We start from the raw sequence: 20,518 nt of genomic DNA on the forward strand, positions 1-20,518 counted from the left end.
ATGACACAGCAAGATGTTCAATTATTTTCGCTAAGCCAGCCACAGCAACGGATTTGGTATACGGAGCTTCTGTATCCTAATCGGAACACATCAACAATTATTGCAACAGTAAAAATCAGGGGAACTGTTCGTATAGATGCCTTGCAACAAGCAATGAACCGGGTGATTGCCCAAAATGATTCTTTCCGTATCAAGATCACTGCTCAGGATGGGATTCCATATCAATATGTAGAGCCGTTTACGGCGGAAAGTATAGAAACGCTCCAAGTTACCCCGGAAGAAGCAAAGGAATGGTTAAAGCGCCATAATCCACAGCCATTCTCATTGTTGGATTCGCAGCTGTACCGATTTGTTATCTTGCAGCTCGCAGCAGAAGAAACATGGTTTAATTTTAAAATGCATCATATTATTTCAGACGGCGTGTCCATGAATCAGGCCATTAATGAAATCACCGGACATTATATGGATATTGTGCATGGTACAGGTCAAGATGCACCGACCAAAGGCAATCCATATCTGGATTTTATCCAGGTAGAGCAAAGCTATGAGCAATCAGACCGTTACCAAAAGGATAAAACGTACTGGACAGAAAAGTTTGCCGATTTGCCAGAGACTACAGGTTTGAAATCATATAACCCGCTGACACTGAGCACAGCTGCACGCCGGGAGAGCTTTATACTGGAACATGAGTTGTATCGTGGTGTTACGGCTTTTTGCGAGGAACATAAAATTAGTATTTTCACGTTCTTCCTGGCGGCTCTGTATATTTATTTGCATAAAGTGACGGGAGAGCAGGACCTAACCGTGGGGACACTCTATGCCAACCGTACGTCTAAGAAGGAAAAGGATACCATCGGTATGTTCGTCAGCACCGTGGCTACGCGTCTGTTGGTCGAACCAGAATCCGAACTGCTGACCTTCCTGCAAGGTGTAGGGAAGGAGCAGGCGTCCATTTTGCGGCATCAGCGTTACCCATACAACAAAATTATTCAGGATTTGCGTGAACAGCAAAGCAGTCTGGACATTCAGCGTCTGTTTGGTGCTTCCATCCAGTATCGTACATTGAGTTTCTCCCGGTTTGATGAAGCCATTCAGCAGGTAGATAACGATTTCTGCGGAGATACGGTGAACGACTTCGATATTCACATGGTTGAAATGCTGGATGACGATAGACTCGTGCTGTACCTAGATTATCGTACCGAGCTGTTTAGTGAACAGGAAATTGCTCGAATTATTCGACAATTTTTGAGTGTGGCGGAGCATATGGTGCAGGGCCCACACAAGCGGATACAGGAATTGTCGCTGATCAGTGAGGAAGAACGGGCACAAATCGTCGACGTATTCAATGCTACTGCGGTGGAATATCCACACGAAGCAGGCATTCATGAGTTGTTTGAGGAACAGGCTGAACGTACACCGAATCAGACATCAGTCGTGTTCGGAAATGCCCGTTTAACTTATGGCGAACTGAATGTAAAAGCAAATCGACTGGCTCACACGTTGCGCGGACACGGTGTTACCGCCGAGCAAACTGTAGGTATCGTTGCTGAGCGTTCCACCGATATGATTGTCGGCATGTTGGCGATTCTCAAAGCGGGCGGCGCATATGTGCCGATTGACCCTGATTATCCGGCTGAACGTGTCCGTTACCTGCTGGAAGATTCGGGGGCGAAGTTGCTGCTGGTGCAGCATGCAGAACAGCAACTGGAGGAATACACCGGAATCGTACTGGATCTGAGCGATGCTAAGGTGTACGGGGCAGAGAATGACCAAGGCTTGAATACCGTACATTGGGAGCAAAACGAGGCTTATCATGCGGATTATACCGATTATACTAATCTGAAAAATGAGATTTTAAATGAATCATCCTCGTCTGTCGTAGACAGCACTGCTGGAGAACAAGAACGTAAATTTGGAAACCGACTAGCTTATTTGATGTACACTTCGGGCACGACCGGACAGCCCAAAGGGGTTATGGTAGAACATCGCAATGTCGTGCGTTTGGTGAAAAGTACAAACTATGCGCAATTAGATGCTGATACACGCATTTTGCAAACTGGCGCCGTTGTCTTTGACGCGTCCACCTTCGAAATTTGGGGTGCGCTATTGAATGGTGGACAGCTCGTGCTGGTAAGTCAGGATGTCATTTTGGACGCTCCAAAGCTCAAGGCAGCCGTGCGCAACCATGGTATCACGACAATGTGGCTGACTGCGCCGCTCTTTAACCAGCTATCTCAGCAGGACTTGGAGCTGTTCGAGGGGGTACAAGAACTGCTGGTCGGTGGTGATGTGCTGTCCGTACCGCACATTAACCGGGTGCTGGAGGCTCATCCGTCCCTGCGGATCATTAACGGCTATGGGCCGACAGAAAATACAACTTTTTCTACAACTCATGCGATTGCCAGCGTGCAATTGGAAGCGGTGCCGATTGGGCGTCCGATTCACAACTCGACAGCGTATGTCGTAGACCGTTCCATGCAGCTTCAGCCTGTCGGGGCATGGGGGGAGTTGATCGTCGGCGGCGACGGGGTGGCACGTGGCTACCGGAACCGTCCGGATTTAACGGCTGAAAAGTTTGTAGACAGCCCGTTCCGCAGCGGAGAGCGCTGCTACCGCACAGGCGATTTGGTGCGCTGGAATGAGGACGGGACGTTGGAATACAAAGGACGGATTGACGCACAGGTGAAAATCCGGGGCTACCGGATTGAGTTGGGCGAGGTGGAAGCACAGCTGCTGAAGCTGGAGGCGGTGCAAGAAGCCGCCGTCATTGCACGTGAGGATGAGCAGGGGCAAAAGCAGCTCTGTGCATATGTAGTCACCCTTGCGAATATCGCGGCTAGCGAGCTGCGAAGCGCCTTGAGCCAAGAATTGCCGGGTTACATGGTACCGTCATATTTTGTGCAGTTGGAGCAATTGCCGTTGACACCAAATGGCAAAGTGGATCGTCGGGCATTGCCGCAACCAGAAGGAAGCGTGGATTCCGGTGAGGATTACGTAGCGGCACGTAATGAGGTAGAACGTACGCTAGTGTCTGTGTGGCAATCTGTACTTGGTATTGAGCATATTGGTGTGCTGGATAACTTTTTCCATCTGGGGGGCGACTCGATTAAGGCCATCCAGGTGTCTTCAAGACTGCTGCAAAATGGTTACAAGCTGGAAATGAGGGAGTTGTTCCAGTATCCGACGATTGCTGAGCTGAATGGACGAGTGCAGCGGGTGAGCCGTGTTTCCGATCAAGGAGAAGTCAGTGGAAACGTGGCATTGACACCGATTCAACACTGGTTCATTGAACAGCAGCCATCCAATCCTGAACACTATAACCAGGCTCTGATGCTGCATCGTGAGGATCGATTGGATGAAACGGCGCTTCGTCAGGCACTGCAACGCATTGTCGAGCACCATGATGCTTTGCGCATCGTATTCCGCCAAAATGCGGACGGTGGGTATGAAGCATGGAACCGTGGCGTGCAAGAAGGAGAATTGTACAGCCTCGAAGTAGTTGATTTTACAAATGAGTCTGACTTTGCTCATTTGCTGGAGGACAAAGCCAGCGAAATTCAAAGCAATATCCGTCTAGATGAAGGCCCTTTGGTGAAGCTGGGTCTGTTCCGTTGCACCGATGGAGACCATTTGTTGGTAGCGATCCACCATTTTGTGGTCGACGGCGTGTCTTGGCGTATTTTACTGGAGGATTTGGCATCCGGTTATGAGCAGGCTTTACAGGGCGAGTCTGTCCGTTTACCCAACAAAACGGATTCCTTCCGTCTGTGGGCAGATCAGCTATCCGCTTATGCGAACAGTGGAGCGTTGGAGAATGAGCGTGCGTATTGGGAGCAGATTGAGCAAGCAGGGAAGAGTCAGACATCCTTGCCTAAAGATTACACTCGTAAATCTCAGGCTAAGCCACAGCTTCGCGATGATCGGACACTGACAGTAGCGTGGACGGTACAAGAAACGGAACAATTCTTGAAACAAGCTCATCGCGCCTACAATACGGAAGCAAACGACCTGTTGCTGACAGCTCTGGGCACTGCAATTCAGGAGTGGGCAGGCATCCGTCAGGTGCTTGTAAATCTGGAGGGGCACGGACGGGAAGCCATTTTGCCGGATGTAGACATTACGCGTACGATCGGTTGGTTTACCAGCCAATTCCCGGTTGTACTCGATATGGGCGAGAAACAGAATGTGGGACGGCGTGTCAAGAACGTCAAAGAAGGACTGCGCCGTTTGCCGCATAAAGGGATTGGATACGGGATTTTGAGATATCTTTCTGCGCCTAGGGAAGGGGAAGCCGCTTTTGTCGCCGAGCCGGAAATCAGCTTTAACTATCTCGGACAATTCGATCAGGATTTAAAGAATAATGCCTTTCGCATGTCTCCTTATTCCATCGGAGCTTCCATTAGTGACACGTTAACCAAGCGGTATGCTCTGGATATCAACGGCATGATCACGGACGGTGCACTGGAGTTGACGATCAGCTACAGCAACAAAATGTTCATGAAAAAGTCAATCAAAAAGCTGGCTGATCTGCTTCAGGAGAGCTTGCGTGAGGTATTGGCTCACTGTGTGGAAAAAGAGTTGCCAGAGCTGACGCCAAGCGATTTGTCCTTCCAAGGACTGACGGCTGGAGAGCTGGATCATATTGTAGAGCAGACGGCTGCTGCGGGAGAACTGGAAAATATTTATTCGCTCACACCCATGCAAAAAGGCATCCTGTTCCACGGCTTAATGGAGCCGAAATCCGGGGCGTACTTTGAGCAGGCGACATTTGATCTGCAAGGCAGCTTTCAAGTGGAGGCTTTTGCCGAAAGCTTAAATCAACTGGTGGATCGACATCAAATATTCAGAACTAATTTTTATAGCGGCTGGAATGAGCAGCCTTTACAGGTGGTGTACCGCCACAAACATGCCGGGTTCCGTTTTGAAGATGTGCGTTCAATGGGACAAGAAGAGCAGGGCGCATACATTGCTGATTTTGCTGAGCGTGACAAAGTCGAAGGTTTTAATTTCAGCTCAGGCGAGCTGATGCGGGTGTCTGTTTTGCGTACAGGCGAGGAGTCGTACCGTTTTGTATGGAGCTTCCACCATATTTTGATGGACGGCTGGTGCTTGTTCCTGGTTGTGGGGGAAGCATTTAATACGTACTTTGCCATCCTCGAAGACCGCAAGCCGGAGCTTGTCCCGATAACGCCATACAGCGAATATATTGAATGGCTGGAGCGACAGGACAACGCGGAGGCTGAACGGTTCTGGAGTGATTACTTTGCTGGTTTCGAGCAGCAGACGGTATTGCCGCAGGCAAAACAGCTGGACGGTCACGCTAAAGAATATGAAGCGGACAAGCTTTCGTTTACACTGGGCCGCGAAGTGACGGAACGGATGAACAAGCTGGTTAAGCAAAAGCAAGTGACGGTCAACACCCTTCTGCAAGCAGCATGGGGCGTTGTGCTGCAACGGTATAACAACAGTCGGGATGTTGTATTTGGCAGTGTCGTATCCGGCAGATCAGCGGATATTCCGGGCATAGACAAAATGATTGGTTTGTTCATTAATACGGTTCCTGTACGGATTCACAGTGAGAAAGATATTACGTTTGCTGCGTTAATGAAGCAGATACAGGAGCAGGCACTGGCTTCCCGTGCTTATGAAACCTATCCGTTGTATGAAATTCAGGCCCTGACAGAGCAAAAACAGGACCTGGTGAACCATATTATGGTGTTTGAAAACTACCCAGTGGAACAGCGTATGGAGCAAATGGGTAGCCGTGGTGAGAATGGTTTTACAATTACAAATGCTTCCGTATCGGAGCAAACGAACTATGATTTCAACATTACGGTTGTGCCGGGTGATGAAATTCATGTCCATTTAGAGTACAACGCGCGAGTATTGGAACGTACAGCTATAGAGCAAATCCGCGGGCATTTGCTGCATATTATTGAAGAAGCGATTAACAGACCAGATGCGCTGGTAGATGAGCTTGAGTTGGTGACTGCTTCGGAAAAAGCGAAAATCATCGACGGTTTTGGATCAGTGGGCGTATCTGCATGGAGTGATGAAAAGCAATCAGAAGGGTTGTTTCACGCCTATGTGGAAGAACAAGCGCAGCTTGTGCCGGATCACGTGGCAGTTGTATACGAGGAGCGGCAACTTACGTATCGCGAGCTGAACGAGCGTGGGAACCAACTTGCTCGTAGATTGCGGAATGAAGGCATTGGGCGTGAATCCATTGTTGGTATTTTGAGCGAGCGCTCGGTGGACATGCTGGTCGGCGTATTGGCGGTATGGAAAGCCGGAGGTGCATATGTACCTTTAGATGCGGATTATCCGTCTGACCGTATCCGCTTTATGCTGGAGGACAGCGGTGCTACGGTGCTGCTTACGCAAACAGGTTTGCAGGAGCGTGCCCAAGCATGGCTGAATGAAAGCCGATGGGCTTTGGCCGAAGGAAAGGCTGAAGGTGAGCTGGAAACGGCGGTTAGCATTGAAACGATGGAAAGAGACAGCCTTAATGAGGGATTAAGCTTGAAATCAGATTCGCCATCTGACAGCGAAGCAGCATCCGAATCCGCAGCGAACTTGCGTCTGCATGCCGTGCTGGCGCTGGACGATGAGTCGCTGTACACCGGGGATCCCACGGATGTGGAGCACATCAATGAGCCGCAGGATCTGGCGTACGTGATCTACACGTCCGGGACAACGGGACGTCCGAAGGGCGTCATGATTGAGCATCGCAGCTTGGTGAATACAGCTGCGGCGTATCGCCGGGATTACCGTCTGAACCAGTTCCCGGTACGGCTGCTGCAATTGGCAAGCTTCTCCTTCGACGTATTCGTCGGGGATATCGCGCGGACGCTTTATAACGGTGGCACAATGGTCATCTGTCCGAAAGATGATCGCATTGACCCAAGCCGTCTATACGGCTGGATTCGCGAATATCAGATTACGGTGTTCGAATCGACCCCGGCCTTGATTGTACCGTTTATGCAGCATGTGCATGAACAGGGACTGGACATGAGTAGTCTGGAATTGCTGATTACCAGCTCGGATAGCTGCAACGTGACAGATTATCGGGTGCTGCAGGAACGGTTTGGCGCAGATATTCGCATTATGAACAGCTACGGAGTCACGGAAGCGGCAATCGACTCCAGCTTCTACGACGAAGAACTGTCGAAGCTGCCGGACAGCGGCAGTGTGCCGATTGGTCAGGCGTGGCTGAATGCGCGCTTCTACATCGTGGACAGCCAGCTGAATCCGGTACCGATCGGTGTGCTGGGCGAGCTGTGCATTGGCGGTGCCGGGGTAGCACGGGGCTACCTGAACCGTGCGGATCTGACGGCCGAGAAATTCGTAGCAAATCCGTATGTACCGGGTGAACGATTGTACCGCACAGGTGACTTGGCGCGGTGGATGCCAGACGGCAATGTGGACTTTATCGGCCGGATGGACTATCAAGTGAAAATTCGGGGCTACCGGATCGAGCTGGGCGAGATTGAAACGGCAATTCAGCGGGTGCCAGGTGTGCGTCAAGCGGTAGTCATTGACCGGACGGACGAACGTGGACACAAGTATTTGTGCGGATATATCACAGGAGAATCCGAGCTGCAGATCGAGGAGGTACAGGCCGAGCTGGAAGCAGGACTGCCAGCACATATGGTACCTACACGCTTGATGCGTCTGGAGACCTTGCCACTGACCAGCAACGGCAAAATCGACCGCAAGGCCTTGCCGGAACCGGAAGGAAGCATCCATACCGGCGCAGCCTATGTGGCTCCACGTACTACGGTAGAACAGGTTTTAGCTTCAGTGTGGGCCGGGGTGCTGGGCGTGGAAACGGTAGGCACGCAGGATAACTTCTTTGAACTGGGCGGCGATTCGATCAAAGCGCTGCAAGTATCATCCCGCTTGCTGCAAGCAGGGTATCGACTGGACATGAAGGATTTGTTCAGCAATCCGACGGTAGCGTCACTCAGTCCTTTGCTTCGTACAGATGGCAAGATTGCCAGTCAGGAAGAGGCAGTAGGCCAGGTAGATCTGACACCCATTCAACGGTGGTTCTTCGAGCAACAGCCGGTAGACCTGCACCACAGCAACCAGGCGATGATGCTGTATCGAGCAGGGCGCTTTGACGTCGACGCGCTGCGCTGTACGATGGAACGCATTGTCCAGCATCATGACGCATTGCGCACTGTATTCCGTGAGACGGAGCAAGGCTATGCCGCCTGGAACCGCAGTGTAAAGGAAGGCGAGCTGTTCACACTGGACATCGTAGATTTTAGCGGAGTTGAAGACGAATCCACCGCTGTAGAAGCCAAGGCGAGTGGAATTCAAGCCAGCATTCATTTGAGCGAGGGTCCGCTTGTGAAGCTCGGTCTGTTCCATTGCGCTGGAGGCGACCATTTGCTAATCGTGATTCATCATCTGGTTGTGGACGGTGTATCGTGGCGCATTTTGCTGGAGGACTTGGCAGCCGGATATGAGCAGGCCGTTGCAGGTAAAACGGGTAAAGCTATTCAACTGCCGCATAAAACAGATTCCTACCAGGTATGGGCCAAACAGCTGTCAGCCTACGCAAATAGTGTGACGATGGAGCGGGAGTTTGCATACTGGCAGCATATCGAACAGGCGGAAGCCAGCCTCGCGAAGCCTTTGCCGAAGGATTTTGCGAATGACAATGCACTGCTCGGAGACAGCGAGGTTGTGACGGTCCGCTGGACGAAGCAGGAAACCGAGCAGCTACTCAAACAAGCTCATCGCGCGTACAACACGGAAATGAACGACCTGTTGCTGGCTGCGCTCGGAAAAGCCGTCTATGACTGGTCTGGTTCCGAACGAGTGCTGGTCAACCTGGAAGGCCACGGACGGGAAGCCGTTGTACCCGACGTGGATATTACGCGCACAGTCGGCTGGTTTACGAGCCAATTTCCGGTTGTACTGGATGGAAGTCTGGGACAAGGTGGAAATACCGCTCGGCTGATTAAACGGGTCAAGGAAGGGCTGCGTCATATTCCGCAAAAAGGCATCGGCTATGGTATTTTGCGATACCTGTCAGATATGAATGTTCTGGAGAAAGCAGGCGTGCAGTTAAAGACTCAGCCTGAGATCAGTTTTAACTATCTGGGTCAATTCGATCAGGATTATAAAGGCAACGATCTGGAGCCTTCCTCCTATTCCATCGGTGTGCCTGTTAGCACGAACGCGGCTATGGATTTTGCACTAGATATCAATGGATTAATCGAGGATGGCGAGCTGATGTTCACTATTCGCTACGGTACCACACAATTCCGGCACGAAACGATTGCACGGCTTGGAGAACTACTGGCATCCGGCTTGCGTGAGGTGATTAGCCATTGCATTGCGCAGGAAAGAACGGTGTTGACCCCAAGTGATGTCTTGTTAAAACATGTAACGCTGGACGAGCTGGAGCAATTGGTGAAAGATACACAAGATATGGGTGAACTAGAAAATGTGTATGCTTTGACGCCGATGCAAAATGGCATGCTCTTCTTCAGTCTAATGGATGAGAGTTCGGCAGCTTATTTTGAGCAGGCAACCTTTGAATTGAATGGACGTTTTGATGTGGTTGCTTTCAGCAAAAGCTTTGATTTGCTCGTACAGCGTCATGAGGCGTTACGGACGAACTTTATCAGTTCATGGAAGGATGAACCTGTGCAGGTCGTCTTCCGTAATCGTAGCGGGCAATTATATTATGAAGACTTGCGCGGACTAGAAAAAGAGGAACGAGAAGCTTGTGTTGAAGCTTTTGTCATCGAGGATAAAGCGAAAGGATTCAATCTTGCAGAGGATGCACTCATTCGTGTCTCCATTTTGCAAACCGGGGATGATACGTACCACTTTGTTTGGAGCTTCCATCACATTTTGATGGATGGCTGGTGCTTGTCCTTTATGACACAGGAGGTATTCGGTAGCTATCTGGCACTGCGTGCGGGTCATGAGCCAACGCTGGAGCCTGTCACGCCGTTTAGTCGATTTATTGAATGGTTGGAGCGTCAGGACCGTGAGGCAGCCTTGCAATACTGGCGTGGATATCTGGCAGACTACGAGCAGCAAATTACGCTTCCTCAGCAAAAAACACAGCCTAAATCGATGCAAGATGGGGAATATGTTGCTGAAGATCTGGAATGTGACTTCCAGCCGGAGCTGGTTGCTCAGATCGAACGGGTGGCGAAGCAAAATCAGGTGACGGTCAACACGTTGATTCAGACCGTATGGGGCGTTCTGTTGCAAAAATATAACAACAGTTCGGATGTCGTGTTCGGTAGCGTAGTGTCTGGTCGTCCAGGCGATATTCCAGGTGTGGAGCACATGATCGGGCTATTTATTAATACGATTCCAGTGCGTGTGCAGTCTGAAGAGGGCGAAGCCTTTAACGAGCTGATGAAACGAACACAGCGGCAAGCGCTGGCGTCCAATGCCTATGATGCGTTCCCGCTGTATGAAATTCAGGCACTGACCGAGCAGAAGCAGGATTTAATCAATCATATTATGATATTTGAAAATTATCCGGTGGAGCAGCAGGTAGAGCAGCTGGGAGGCCAAGGACAGGAACCGTTCACGATTTCGAATGTGGTGGCTACAGAGCAAACCAACTACGATCTGAACGTAGCCGTTATGCCGGGAGAAGGCATAAAGATTCGCTTTATGTATAACACGCTCTGTTTTGATCGGAAAGGCATTGAGCGTCTGTATGGACATTTTACTCGCCTCCTGGAGCAAATTTCGCTCAACCCAAATGTTCGGGTTGAAGAGTTGGAATTGGTCACAGCAGCGGAAAAACAACAGATTACAGCGGCATTTAATGACACTGCTTGTGCATTTCCGTCCAAACAGACGATCCATCAGCTGTTCGAGGATCAGGTGGAGTGTACGCCAGACCAAGTGGCATTGGTGTTTGGAAATCAGAGTCTGACTTATCGGGAACTGAATGAACGGGCAAACTCATTGGCCCGAATGCTTCAAGCCCAGAGAGTAGGACCTGACAAGCTGGTGGGTCTGATGGTGCAGCGCTCAGTGGAAATGATTGTAGGTCTCCTGGCCGTTCTCAAAGCAGGTGGTGCTTATGTGCCAATCGATCCCGAATTTCCGTCCTCTCGTATTGAATACATGCTGGAAGACAGCGAGGCCGCAGTGCTTCTGACCAGTCGTGAGCTGGCAGAAGAGCACCATTGCCATGCCCATACCATGTTTCTTGAGGATGCAGCATTGTATCAGGGAGAAAGTAGCAACCTGGAGACGATTGCCCGCCCAGAGCATTTGGCTTACGTCATCTATACCTCGGGTTCGACTGGAAATCCGAAAGGAGTTATGCTCCAGCATCGCTCGGTACTCAACTTTATTACCGGGATGCGCGAAGCCATTGACTTTGAAACGAGCCAAACCATTTTGTCACTCACGACCATTTCATTCGATATTTTCGTCTTGGAAACCATCCTGCCCCTGCTGGGTGGAATGTCTGTTGTGCTTGGCGACCGCCAGCATCAGGTGAATCCGCAGGCGCTTGGTGAGTTGATTACTCAACATTCTATTGAGATGTTGCAAATGACCCCATCCCGGTTGCAAATGCTGCTGGGTCATGAAGCAGGTTCCCGCGCGCTGCGAAACGTGAAGGTCATTATGGTCGGGGGTGAAGCCCTTCCGTCCAAGCTGCTCGCAGCACTGCAAGAAATAAACGGTCCCCGCATTTATAACATGTACGGACCTACAGAAACGACGGTGTGGTCGGCCGTACAGGAACTGACCCATGCTCAAGACATTAATATCGGACGTCCCATCGCGAATACCCAAATCTATATCATGAATGCGAGTGGAGAGTTGCAGCCCGTCGGTGTGCCGGGCGAGTTATGTATTGCAGGGGAAGGATTAGCCCGTGGGTATTGGAAACGTGAAGAACTGACGGCTGAGAAATTTGTAAATAATCCATTTGCTGGTGGCAAGGCAGGCCATGAGCGGATGTACCATACAGGCGATTTGGCAAGATGGACGCCGGACGGCAACATTGAATATTTGGGGCGGATGGACCATCAGGTAAAAATCCGGGGCTACCGGATCGAACTGGGCGAGATCGAATCGCAGCTGTTGCAGGTGGAGTCGGTACAAGAAGCGGTCATCATGGCCCGTGGGGACGAAACGGGCCAAACACAGCTCGTGGCGTACTACGTCGCGAGTCAAGAGCTTGGCGCCGGTGAGCTGAGACATGAGCTGGGGCGGGAATTGCCGAGCTATATGATGCCGTCGTATTTCATTCAGTTGGAGCAGATGCCGCTGACACCAAACGGTAAAACCGACCGCAAGTCCCTGCCAGCACCGGAAGGCAGCCTGCAAAGCGGAGCGGATTATGTAGAGCCGCGCACTGCACCGGAACGGGCACTCGTAGCGGTCTGGCAATCCGTCCTAGGCGTGCCAACCGTCGGAATGTTGGACAATTTCTTTGACCTGGGTGGCGATTCGATCAAGGCGATTCAAATCGTGTCCCGTGCGTTCCAGGCAGGCTACAAGCTGGACATGAAGGATTTGTTCCGCTATCCCATCGTCGCAACCCTGGCACCGCATATGCACGAGGTCAGTCGTATGGCAGATCAGGGAGAAGTGAGCGGAGAGACGGCGTTGCTTCCGATCCAGCACGGGTTCTTTGCACAGGAGCAAGTGGATGCGCATCACTTTAATCAGGCCGTTATGCTGCACCGGGAGCAGGGCTTTGACGAAGCTGCTTTGCGTCAGGCGCTTGGCAAGCTGACGGAGCACCACGATGCTCTGCGGATGGTGTTCAGCAAGACCGAGCAAGGCTATAAAGCGTGGAACCGCAGAATACAGGAAGGCGAGCTGTATCACCTGGACGTGCTGGACTTTAGAAATTTGACGGATGAAGCCATGCTCAGCGCGGCAATTGAAGCGAAATCCACCGAAATTCAAAGCAGTATCCAGCTTCAAGAAGGACCGCTGTTAAAGGCTGGTTTGTTCCACTGTGCCGATGGGGATCATCTGCTGATAGTGATTCACCATTTGGCGGTGGACGGGGTATCCTGGCGTATTTTGTTCGAGGATTTGGCTACTGCCTATGAACAGTCTGTTCATCAGGAAGTGCTTCAGCTGCCGAACAAAACGGATTCCTTCCGTTCCTGGTCTGGGCGACTCTCCGCGTATGCGAATAGCACAGCCATGGAAAGTGAACACGCCTACTGGGAGCAACTGAACGCAGCCGCTTGGGCTGACCAAGTGCGTTTGCCTGAGGATCAAGCGCAGGCTGAGCCATTTATCCTAGCTGACACGGATACAGTGGTCGTCCAGCTTACGGAAGAAGAGACTGAACGGCTGTTGAAGCAAGCACACCGCGCATATAACACGGAAGTGAATGATCTGCTTCTGACTGCTTTGGGCATGATGCTGTACACATGGACCGGCCATGAACGCAGCCTGATCAACCTGGAGGGACACGGACGTGAGGATATTTTGCCGGATACGGACATTTCTCGTACGGTAGGCTGGTTTACGAGTCAATATCCGGTATTGCTGGACATCGGTCGTGATCACGCTTTGTCGGGACGCATCAAACAGGTCAAAGAGAGTCTGCGTCATATTCCGAATAAAGGAATGGGCTACGGTATATGGAGATATTTGAGTGAATCCGGCCAAACGGTTGGTCAGCAAGCAGATGCACGGCACCTTGGTCAATATCAAGCTTTTGTCGAGCCACAAGTGAGCTTTAACTATCTCGGCCAGTTTGATCAGGACTTGCAAAATAGCGATATGCGTTGGTCTCCTTACTCGATTGGATCGGTCGTTAGTGCCCGGACGAAGATGAAATATGCTCTGGATGTGAGCGGAATCGTAACGAACGGTATCCTGGAACTGGACATTCGGTATAACGGCAAAGCCTTCCGTAAGGACACCGTCCACATGCTGGCTAATCTGTTAAAATCCAACCTGCTTGAAATGATCGAGCATTGTGTTACGCAGGAGCGGACCGAATTGACTCCAAGTGATGTATTGCTAAAAGGTCTGACCCTGGAGCAATTAGAAACGATTAAGGAGCAGACCAAGACGGTTGGGGAACTGGAAAATATGTATCCGTTAACCCCCATGCAAAAGGGGATGCTGTTCCATAGTCTGATGAATGCAGAAACAGGCGTGTATTTTGAACAGGCGACCTTTGATCTGGAGGGCCACTTTGAACCGTCCCTATTCGAGGAAAGTCTGAAGCTGCTGGTTAGCCGACATGCTATATTACGGACGAATTTCTACAGTGGTTGGTATGGCCAACCGTTGCAGATCGTCTATCGTCATAAAAATCCGAGCTTCCGTTATGAGGATGTCCGAGGCCGTGAGCACGCTATAGCTGAATTTGTGTCCCAGGATAAAGCTCAAAACTTTGATTTAGGCAAGGATGCGCTCATGCGCGTAACCGTCTTCCGCACGGGTGATAGCTCCTACCGTTTTGTATGGAGCTTCCATCATATTGTGATGGACGGTTGGTGCCTGTCGCTGGTGACGGATGAAGTGTTTGGTGCCTATGTTGCCCTGCTGGAGCACAAGCAGCCAGAGCTCGCACTTGTCAAGCCGTATAGTGACTATATCGAATGGTTGGAAGATCAGGATGTACAGGAAGCGACCCGTTATTGGAGTGACTATTTGGCGGGTTTTGAGCAGCAAACCTTGTTGCCTGGTGAGAACACGCAAGCTTCTGTAGTTGCACGGGATGAAGAACCAGACGGAAGCGGTGCGGGTTCCCATTCCGGCTATGTTTCGGAAAAGCTTCCATTTATGTTGGGTAAAGAACGGACCGCGGCATTGAACCAAATGGCCAAGCAACAACATGTCACGATTAACACCTTGCTGCAAAGCGTGTGGGGCGTTATTTTACAGCAATACAATAATCATCAGGATGTTGTATTTGGTGGTGTGGTATCCGGTCGTCCAGCAGACATTCCGGGTGTGGAGAATATGATCGGGTTGTTTATCAACACGATTCCGGTACGTATTTGCAGTGCACCGGATGCTACATTTGCAGAAGTATTGCAGCGCACACAGGAGCAGGCTTTGGCCTCTGGTGTCTATGACACGTTCCCGTTATACGACATTCAGGCACTGACTGCACAAAAACAAGACCTAATTCATCACATTATGGTCTTTGAAAACTACCCGATCGGGCAACAGATGAAGCAGGTGGGCGGTTCCGGTGAGACAAGAGCACAAAATGGCTTCTCTATTGCCAATGTGGAACTTGCCGAGCAAACCAACTACGATTTCAACCTGATTGTCGTGCCTGACGAGGATATCTCCATCCTGCTTGAATACAATGCTCTGGTGTATAACCGATCTGCTATGGAGCGTATCCAGGGGCATATCGACCATGTCATCGGACAAATTGTGGACAATCCGAATATCCGTGTGAATGAGCTGGAATTGGTAACCCCGCAAGAACAGGCGCAGATCGTTCAGGTGTGGGGAAATACGACGGCAGCCTACCCGCAGGATCAGACGTTAAGTGTGCTGTTCGAGCAGCAGGTAGCGAACACACCGGAGCAGGTGGCGGTGCTGTGCGGAGCGGAGTCGTTGACCTACGCGGAGCTGAATGAGCGAGCCAACCGTCTCGCACGCACCTTGCGTGCCGAAGGTATTGAACCGGATCAGCCGGTAGGCATTTTGGTTCAGCGCTCGCTGGACATGATCGTGGGTATCTACGCGATCCTCAAAGCAGGCGGAGCTTACGTGCCCATCGATCCAGAATATCCGGCGGATCGTATCCGCTTTATGCTGGAGGACTCGGGCGCGAAGCTGGTGCTGACGCAATCGCATCTGGCAGAGCAAGCATCGCTGAGTTTCGACGGCCAGGTGCTGGTGCTGGATCGCGAGGACATTTACCACGAAGACGGCTCGAATCTGGAACCACTGGCTGGACCGCACCATGTAGCCTATGTCATCTATACCTCTGGCTCCACCGGGAAACCGAAGGGCGTGATGGTGGAGCACCATTCTGTGCTGAATCGGATTTTATGGATGCATGCTCGTTACGGCTTGAGTGCGGAAGACACGATTCTGCAAAAGACGGCCTTCACGTTCGACGTGTCGGTGTGGGAGCTGTTCTGGTGGTCGCTGGTCGGCTCGAAGGTGAGCTTGCTGTCGGTGGGAGGGGAAAAGAACCCGGAAGACATCGTCGACACGATTGCCCGCGATGGCGTGAGCACGATGCACTTTGTACCCGCCATGCTGCATGCGTTCCTGGAGTACGTGGAGCAGCAGCCGCGGGAAGTGATGCAAGCGAAGCTGGGTACGTTGCGCCATGTCTTTGCCAGTGGTGAAGCATTACCGCCACAGCATGTCGCACGGTTCCAACGGCTTGTGTCGAGCCTGGCTGGAGCGAAGCTGGTCAACTTGTATGGCCCAACCGAAGCGACGGTGGACGTATCGTACTTCGATTGCGAGCCTAATGAAGCCTATTTGGTCATTCCAATCGGGAAACCGATTCAGAATATTCGTCTGTACATCGTGAAGGAAGGCACGGAGCAATTGCAGCCGATCGGGGTTGCAGGGGAGCTGTGCATCGGCGGTATCGGGGTAGCCCGCGGTTACCTGAACCGACCGGAGCTGACGGCCGAGAAATTTGTGAAAGATCCGTTTGCTGGCGGGGAAGCAGGCTATGAGCGGATGTACCGCACAGGCGATTTGGCGAGATGGATGCCGGACGGCAACATTGAATATCTGGGCCGGATCGACCATCAGGTGAAAATCCGGGGTTACCGGATTGAGCTGGGTGAGGTCGAATCGCAGCTGCTCCAAGTGGAATCGGTACGAGAAGCCGTGGTCATGGCGCGTGCAGACGAAACGGGCCAAAAACAAATGGTGGCGTACTATGTCGCGGGGCAAGAAATGGGTGCCAGCGAGCTGAGAAGTGAGCTGGGCCGGGAGCTGCCAAGCTACATGGTGCCATCGTACTTTGTACAGCTGGAGCAGATGCCGCTGAGTCCAAATGGCAAAATCGACCGCAAGGCCCTGCCAGCACCGGAAGGCAGCCTGCAAACCGGAGCGGATTATGCTGAGCCGCGTACCGCGCAAGAACGTGCTCTGGCAGCGGTCTGGCAGTCAGTACTGGGACTACAGACTGTTGGTATTTTGGACAATTTCTTTGATCTGGGCGGCGATTCGATCAAGGCGATCCAAATCGCATCGCGTGCGTTCCAGGCTGGCTATAAGCTGGACATGAAGGATTTATTCCAGTATCCAACGGTTGCAACACTGGCACCGCATATGCACGAGGTCAGTCGTATGGCAGATCAAGGAGAAGTGAGCGGGGAAACCGCTTTGCTTCCGATCCAGCATTGGTTCTTTGCGCAGGAGCGCGAGCGTCCGCAGCACTTTAATCAGGCGGTCATGCTCTATCGTGCCGAGGGCTTTGATGAGACGGCGGTTCGCCAAGTCATGGATCACATCGTGAAGCATCATGATGCGCTTCGTACAGTTTTCCGTCAGACTTCCTCGGGTTATACGGCTTGGACACGCGGTGTAGATGAAGGCGCGTTGTATACGCTGGAAACCGCAGACTACCGTGAACAAGTAGCCTATGCGGAAGTGATGGAAGCGAAGGCAAATGAAATTCAAAGCAGCATCCACCTGTCCGCAGGACCTTTGGTCAAACTCGGATTGTTCCGCACAGCAAAGGGAGATCATTTGCTCATAGCCATTCACCATTTGGTGATAGACGGGGTGTCGTGGCGGATTCTGTTTGAAGATTTCTCGACAGGCTACGAGCAGGCGATCAAGGGCGAGTCGGTACGATTGCCCTATAAAACGGATTCCTTCCAAACATGGGCACGGGAGCTGTCGTCTTACGCCAACCGTCCTGCGGAGGCATCGGATACAGTCTACTGGAAGGAGCTGGAACAGGCCAAAGCGGAAGCGGCGCCGCTACCTAAGGATTTTGCCTATGAGGGCTCCTTGAATGCAGACAGCGAAGTGCTGACGGTAGAGTGGACCGAAGCTGAAACCCAGCAACTGCTGAAGCAGGCCCATCGCGCCTATAACACCGAGGTCAATGATTTGCTGCTGACCGCGTTAGGATTGGCGATGCACAATTGGACAGGCGCCGGACAGGTGCTGGTGAATCTGGAGGGACATGGCCGGGAAGCAATCCTGCCAGAGGTGGATATAACACGTACAGTAGGCTGGTTTACGAGCTTGTATCCGGTGCTGCTGGACACAGATGTCAACCTGACGCTGGCCCAGCGGATTAAAGAAACGAAGGAAGGTCTGCGCCGCATTCCACATAAAGGGTTGACCTATGGCACATGGCGCTACCTGTCCCCTGCGTTCGCGTCGGATGAAGCGCAGGCGATTGGAGCAGAACCGGAAATCAGCTTTAACTACTTGGGACAGGTCGATCAGGATGTGCAAAATAGTGGAATCACATTGTCATCCTATAGCGCAGGGGAGACAGAGGATGCCCATTCACCGTTACTCTACACGCTGGATTTGAACGCGATGATCTCGGAAGGCACGCTGCACTTGACGATCGCTTACAGTCGTAAGCAGTATCGCAAAGAAACGCTGGAACGTGTGGCGGGACTTCTGCAATCCGCTTTGCAAGAGGTGATTACACATTGTGTCGCTCAGGAACAGCCGGAGCTGACGCCGAGTGATGTGTCCTTCCAAGGTCTGACGACTGGAGAACTGGAACACATGGCAGCGCAGGCCGCACATATAGGTGAGCTGGAAAATGTATACGCGCTGACGCCGATGCAAAAGGGCATGCTCTTTTACAATCTGATGGACTCGCAATCGGGAGCTTATTTTGAACAGGCCTCCTTTGATCTGCAAGGACATTTTAATATCGATGCGTTTGCGGCAAGTTTGGATGTATTGATGCAGCGGCATACGGCACTGCGCACGAATTTCTACAGCGGCTGGAAGGATGAACCGCTGCAGGTCGTGTACCGCAATAAGCGCAGCGAACTCTATGTGGAAGACCTGCGGGATATGGAGCAAGAGCAGCAAAACGAGTACATCCTCGAATATACGCGTAAAGACAAGCAGAGAGGCTTTGATCTGGCACAAGATGCCTTGATGCGTGTCGCTGTTTTGCGTATAGGTGAGGCTTCGTACCGTTTTGTATGGAGCTTCCATCATATCGTGATGGACGGCTGGTGCTTGTCGCTGGTGACCAATGAAGTGTTTGCAAGTTATTTTTCGATACTGGCCCATAAACAGCCGGAACTGGCCCCTGTAACGCCATACAGTCAATATATCGAATGGCTGGAGCAGCAGGATCGTCAGGCCGCATCAGGTTACTGGAGCAAGGTTCTGGAAGGATATGAGGAACAGTCCCGCCTGCCACAGGCTAAAATTCAGGGCAAAACAGGATATCAGGCGGAGCGTCTAGATTTTGACTTGGGCGCGGAGCTAACGGCAGGCATTCAGCGCATAGCCAAGCGTTATCAGGTAACGATCAATACGTTGATGCAGACGGTGTGGGGCCTTTTGCTGCAAAAATATAATGGCACAGATGATGTGGTGTTTGGCAGCGTGGTATCTGGACGTCCGGCAGACATTCCAAATGTGGAGCACATCATAGGTCTGTTTATCAATACCATTCCTGTACGCATCCGCAGTCAAGTGGACAGCTTATTCTCAGACGTGATGAAGCAAACCCAGGAGCAATCCATTGCTTCCCATGCCTATGATACGTACCCGCTGTATGAAATTCAGGGATTGTCAGAGCTTAAGCAGGATTTGATCAATCATATTCTTATTTTTGAGAACTATCCGGTAGAGGAACAATTGGAGCAATTAGGCAACGACGATGAGTCCAGCTTCAGTATCACCGGAGCCGAGTCTGTCGAGCAGACCAACTATGACTTTAACCTGGTGGTACTGCCAGGGAACACCATTCACATGAGTTTTGGTTATAATGCACTGGCCTTTGAACGGGAAAGTGTAGAGCAAATTCGAGGTCATCTGGTACAGCTGCTGGAACAGGTGACAGCGAAGCCGGACATTCGCGTACATGAGCTGGATATGGTAACCGCGCAGGAGCGTGAGCAAATCGTCGAGGTTTGGGGCAATACAACGGTAGCCTATCCAAACGAGCAAACGATTCATGGCTTGTTCGAGGCGCAAACCGCGCGGACGCCGGAGCAGACAGCACTGTTCTTCGAAGGAGAAGTGCTGACCTATCGCGAGCTGAATGCACGCGCCAATCGATTAGCTCGTACCCTGCGTAGTCAAGGTGTAACGAAGGATCGTCTGGTGGGTCTGATGACCGAGCGCTCGGTGGACATGATCGTAGGTATCTTCGGGATTTTGAAGGCCGGGGGTGCATATGTCCCCATCGATCCGACGTATCCAGAGGAGCGTATCCGCTACATGCTGGACGACTCAGGGGCGAAGCTGTTGTTGACACAAAGCCATCTGGTGGACAAAGCAGCTATCGACGGTCACGTGCTGGTGTTAGATGGGGAGCAAACGGTGTACCACGAAGATGATTCCAATTTGGAGCCGTGGTCTGGTCCGA

The 20,518-nt window shown here is 51.6% G+C and carries 1 protein-coding gene (running past one end of the window); it reads left to right on the plus strand.

The features are described 5' to 3' along the window. A protein-coding gene (locus tag ACUUJN_RS11825) for a non-ribosomal peptide synthase/polyketide synthase (protein ID WP_484669663.1) crosses the window boundary here: on the plus strand, nt 1-20,518 show its 5' portion. It continues 21,737 nt past the right edge of the window; the window shows 20,518 of its 42,255 coding nt (coding positions 1-20,518); it begins with the start codon at nt 1-3; its stop codon lies beyond the right edge, outside the window.

This window comes from Paenibacillus sp. LRG-1, assembly GCF_057220305.1.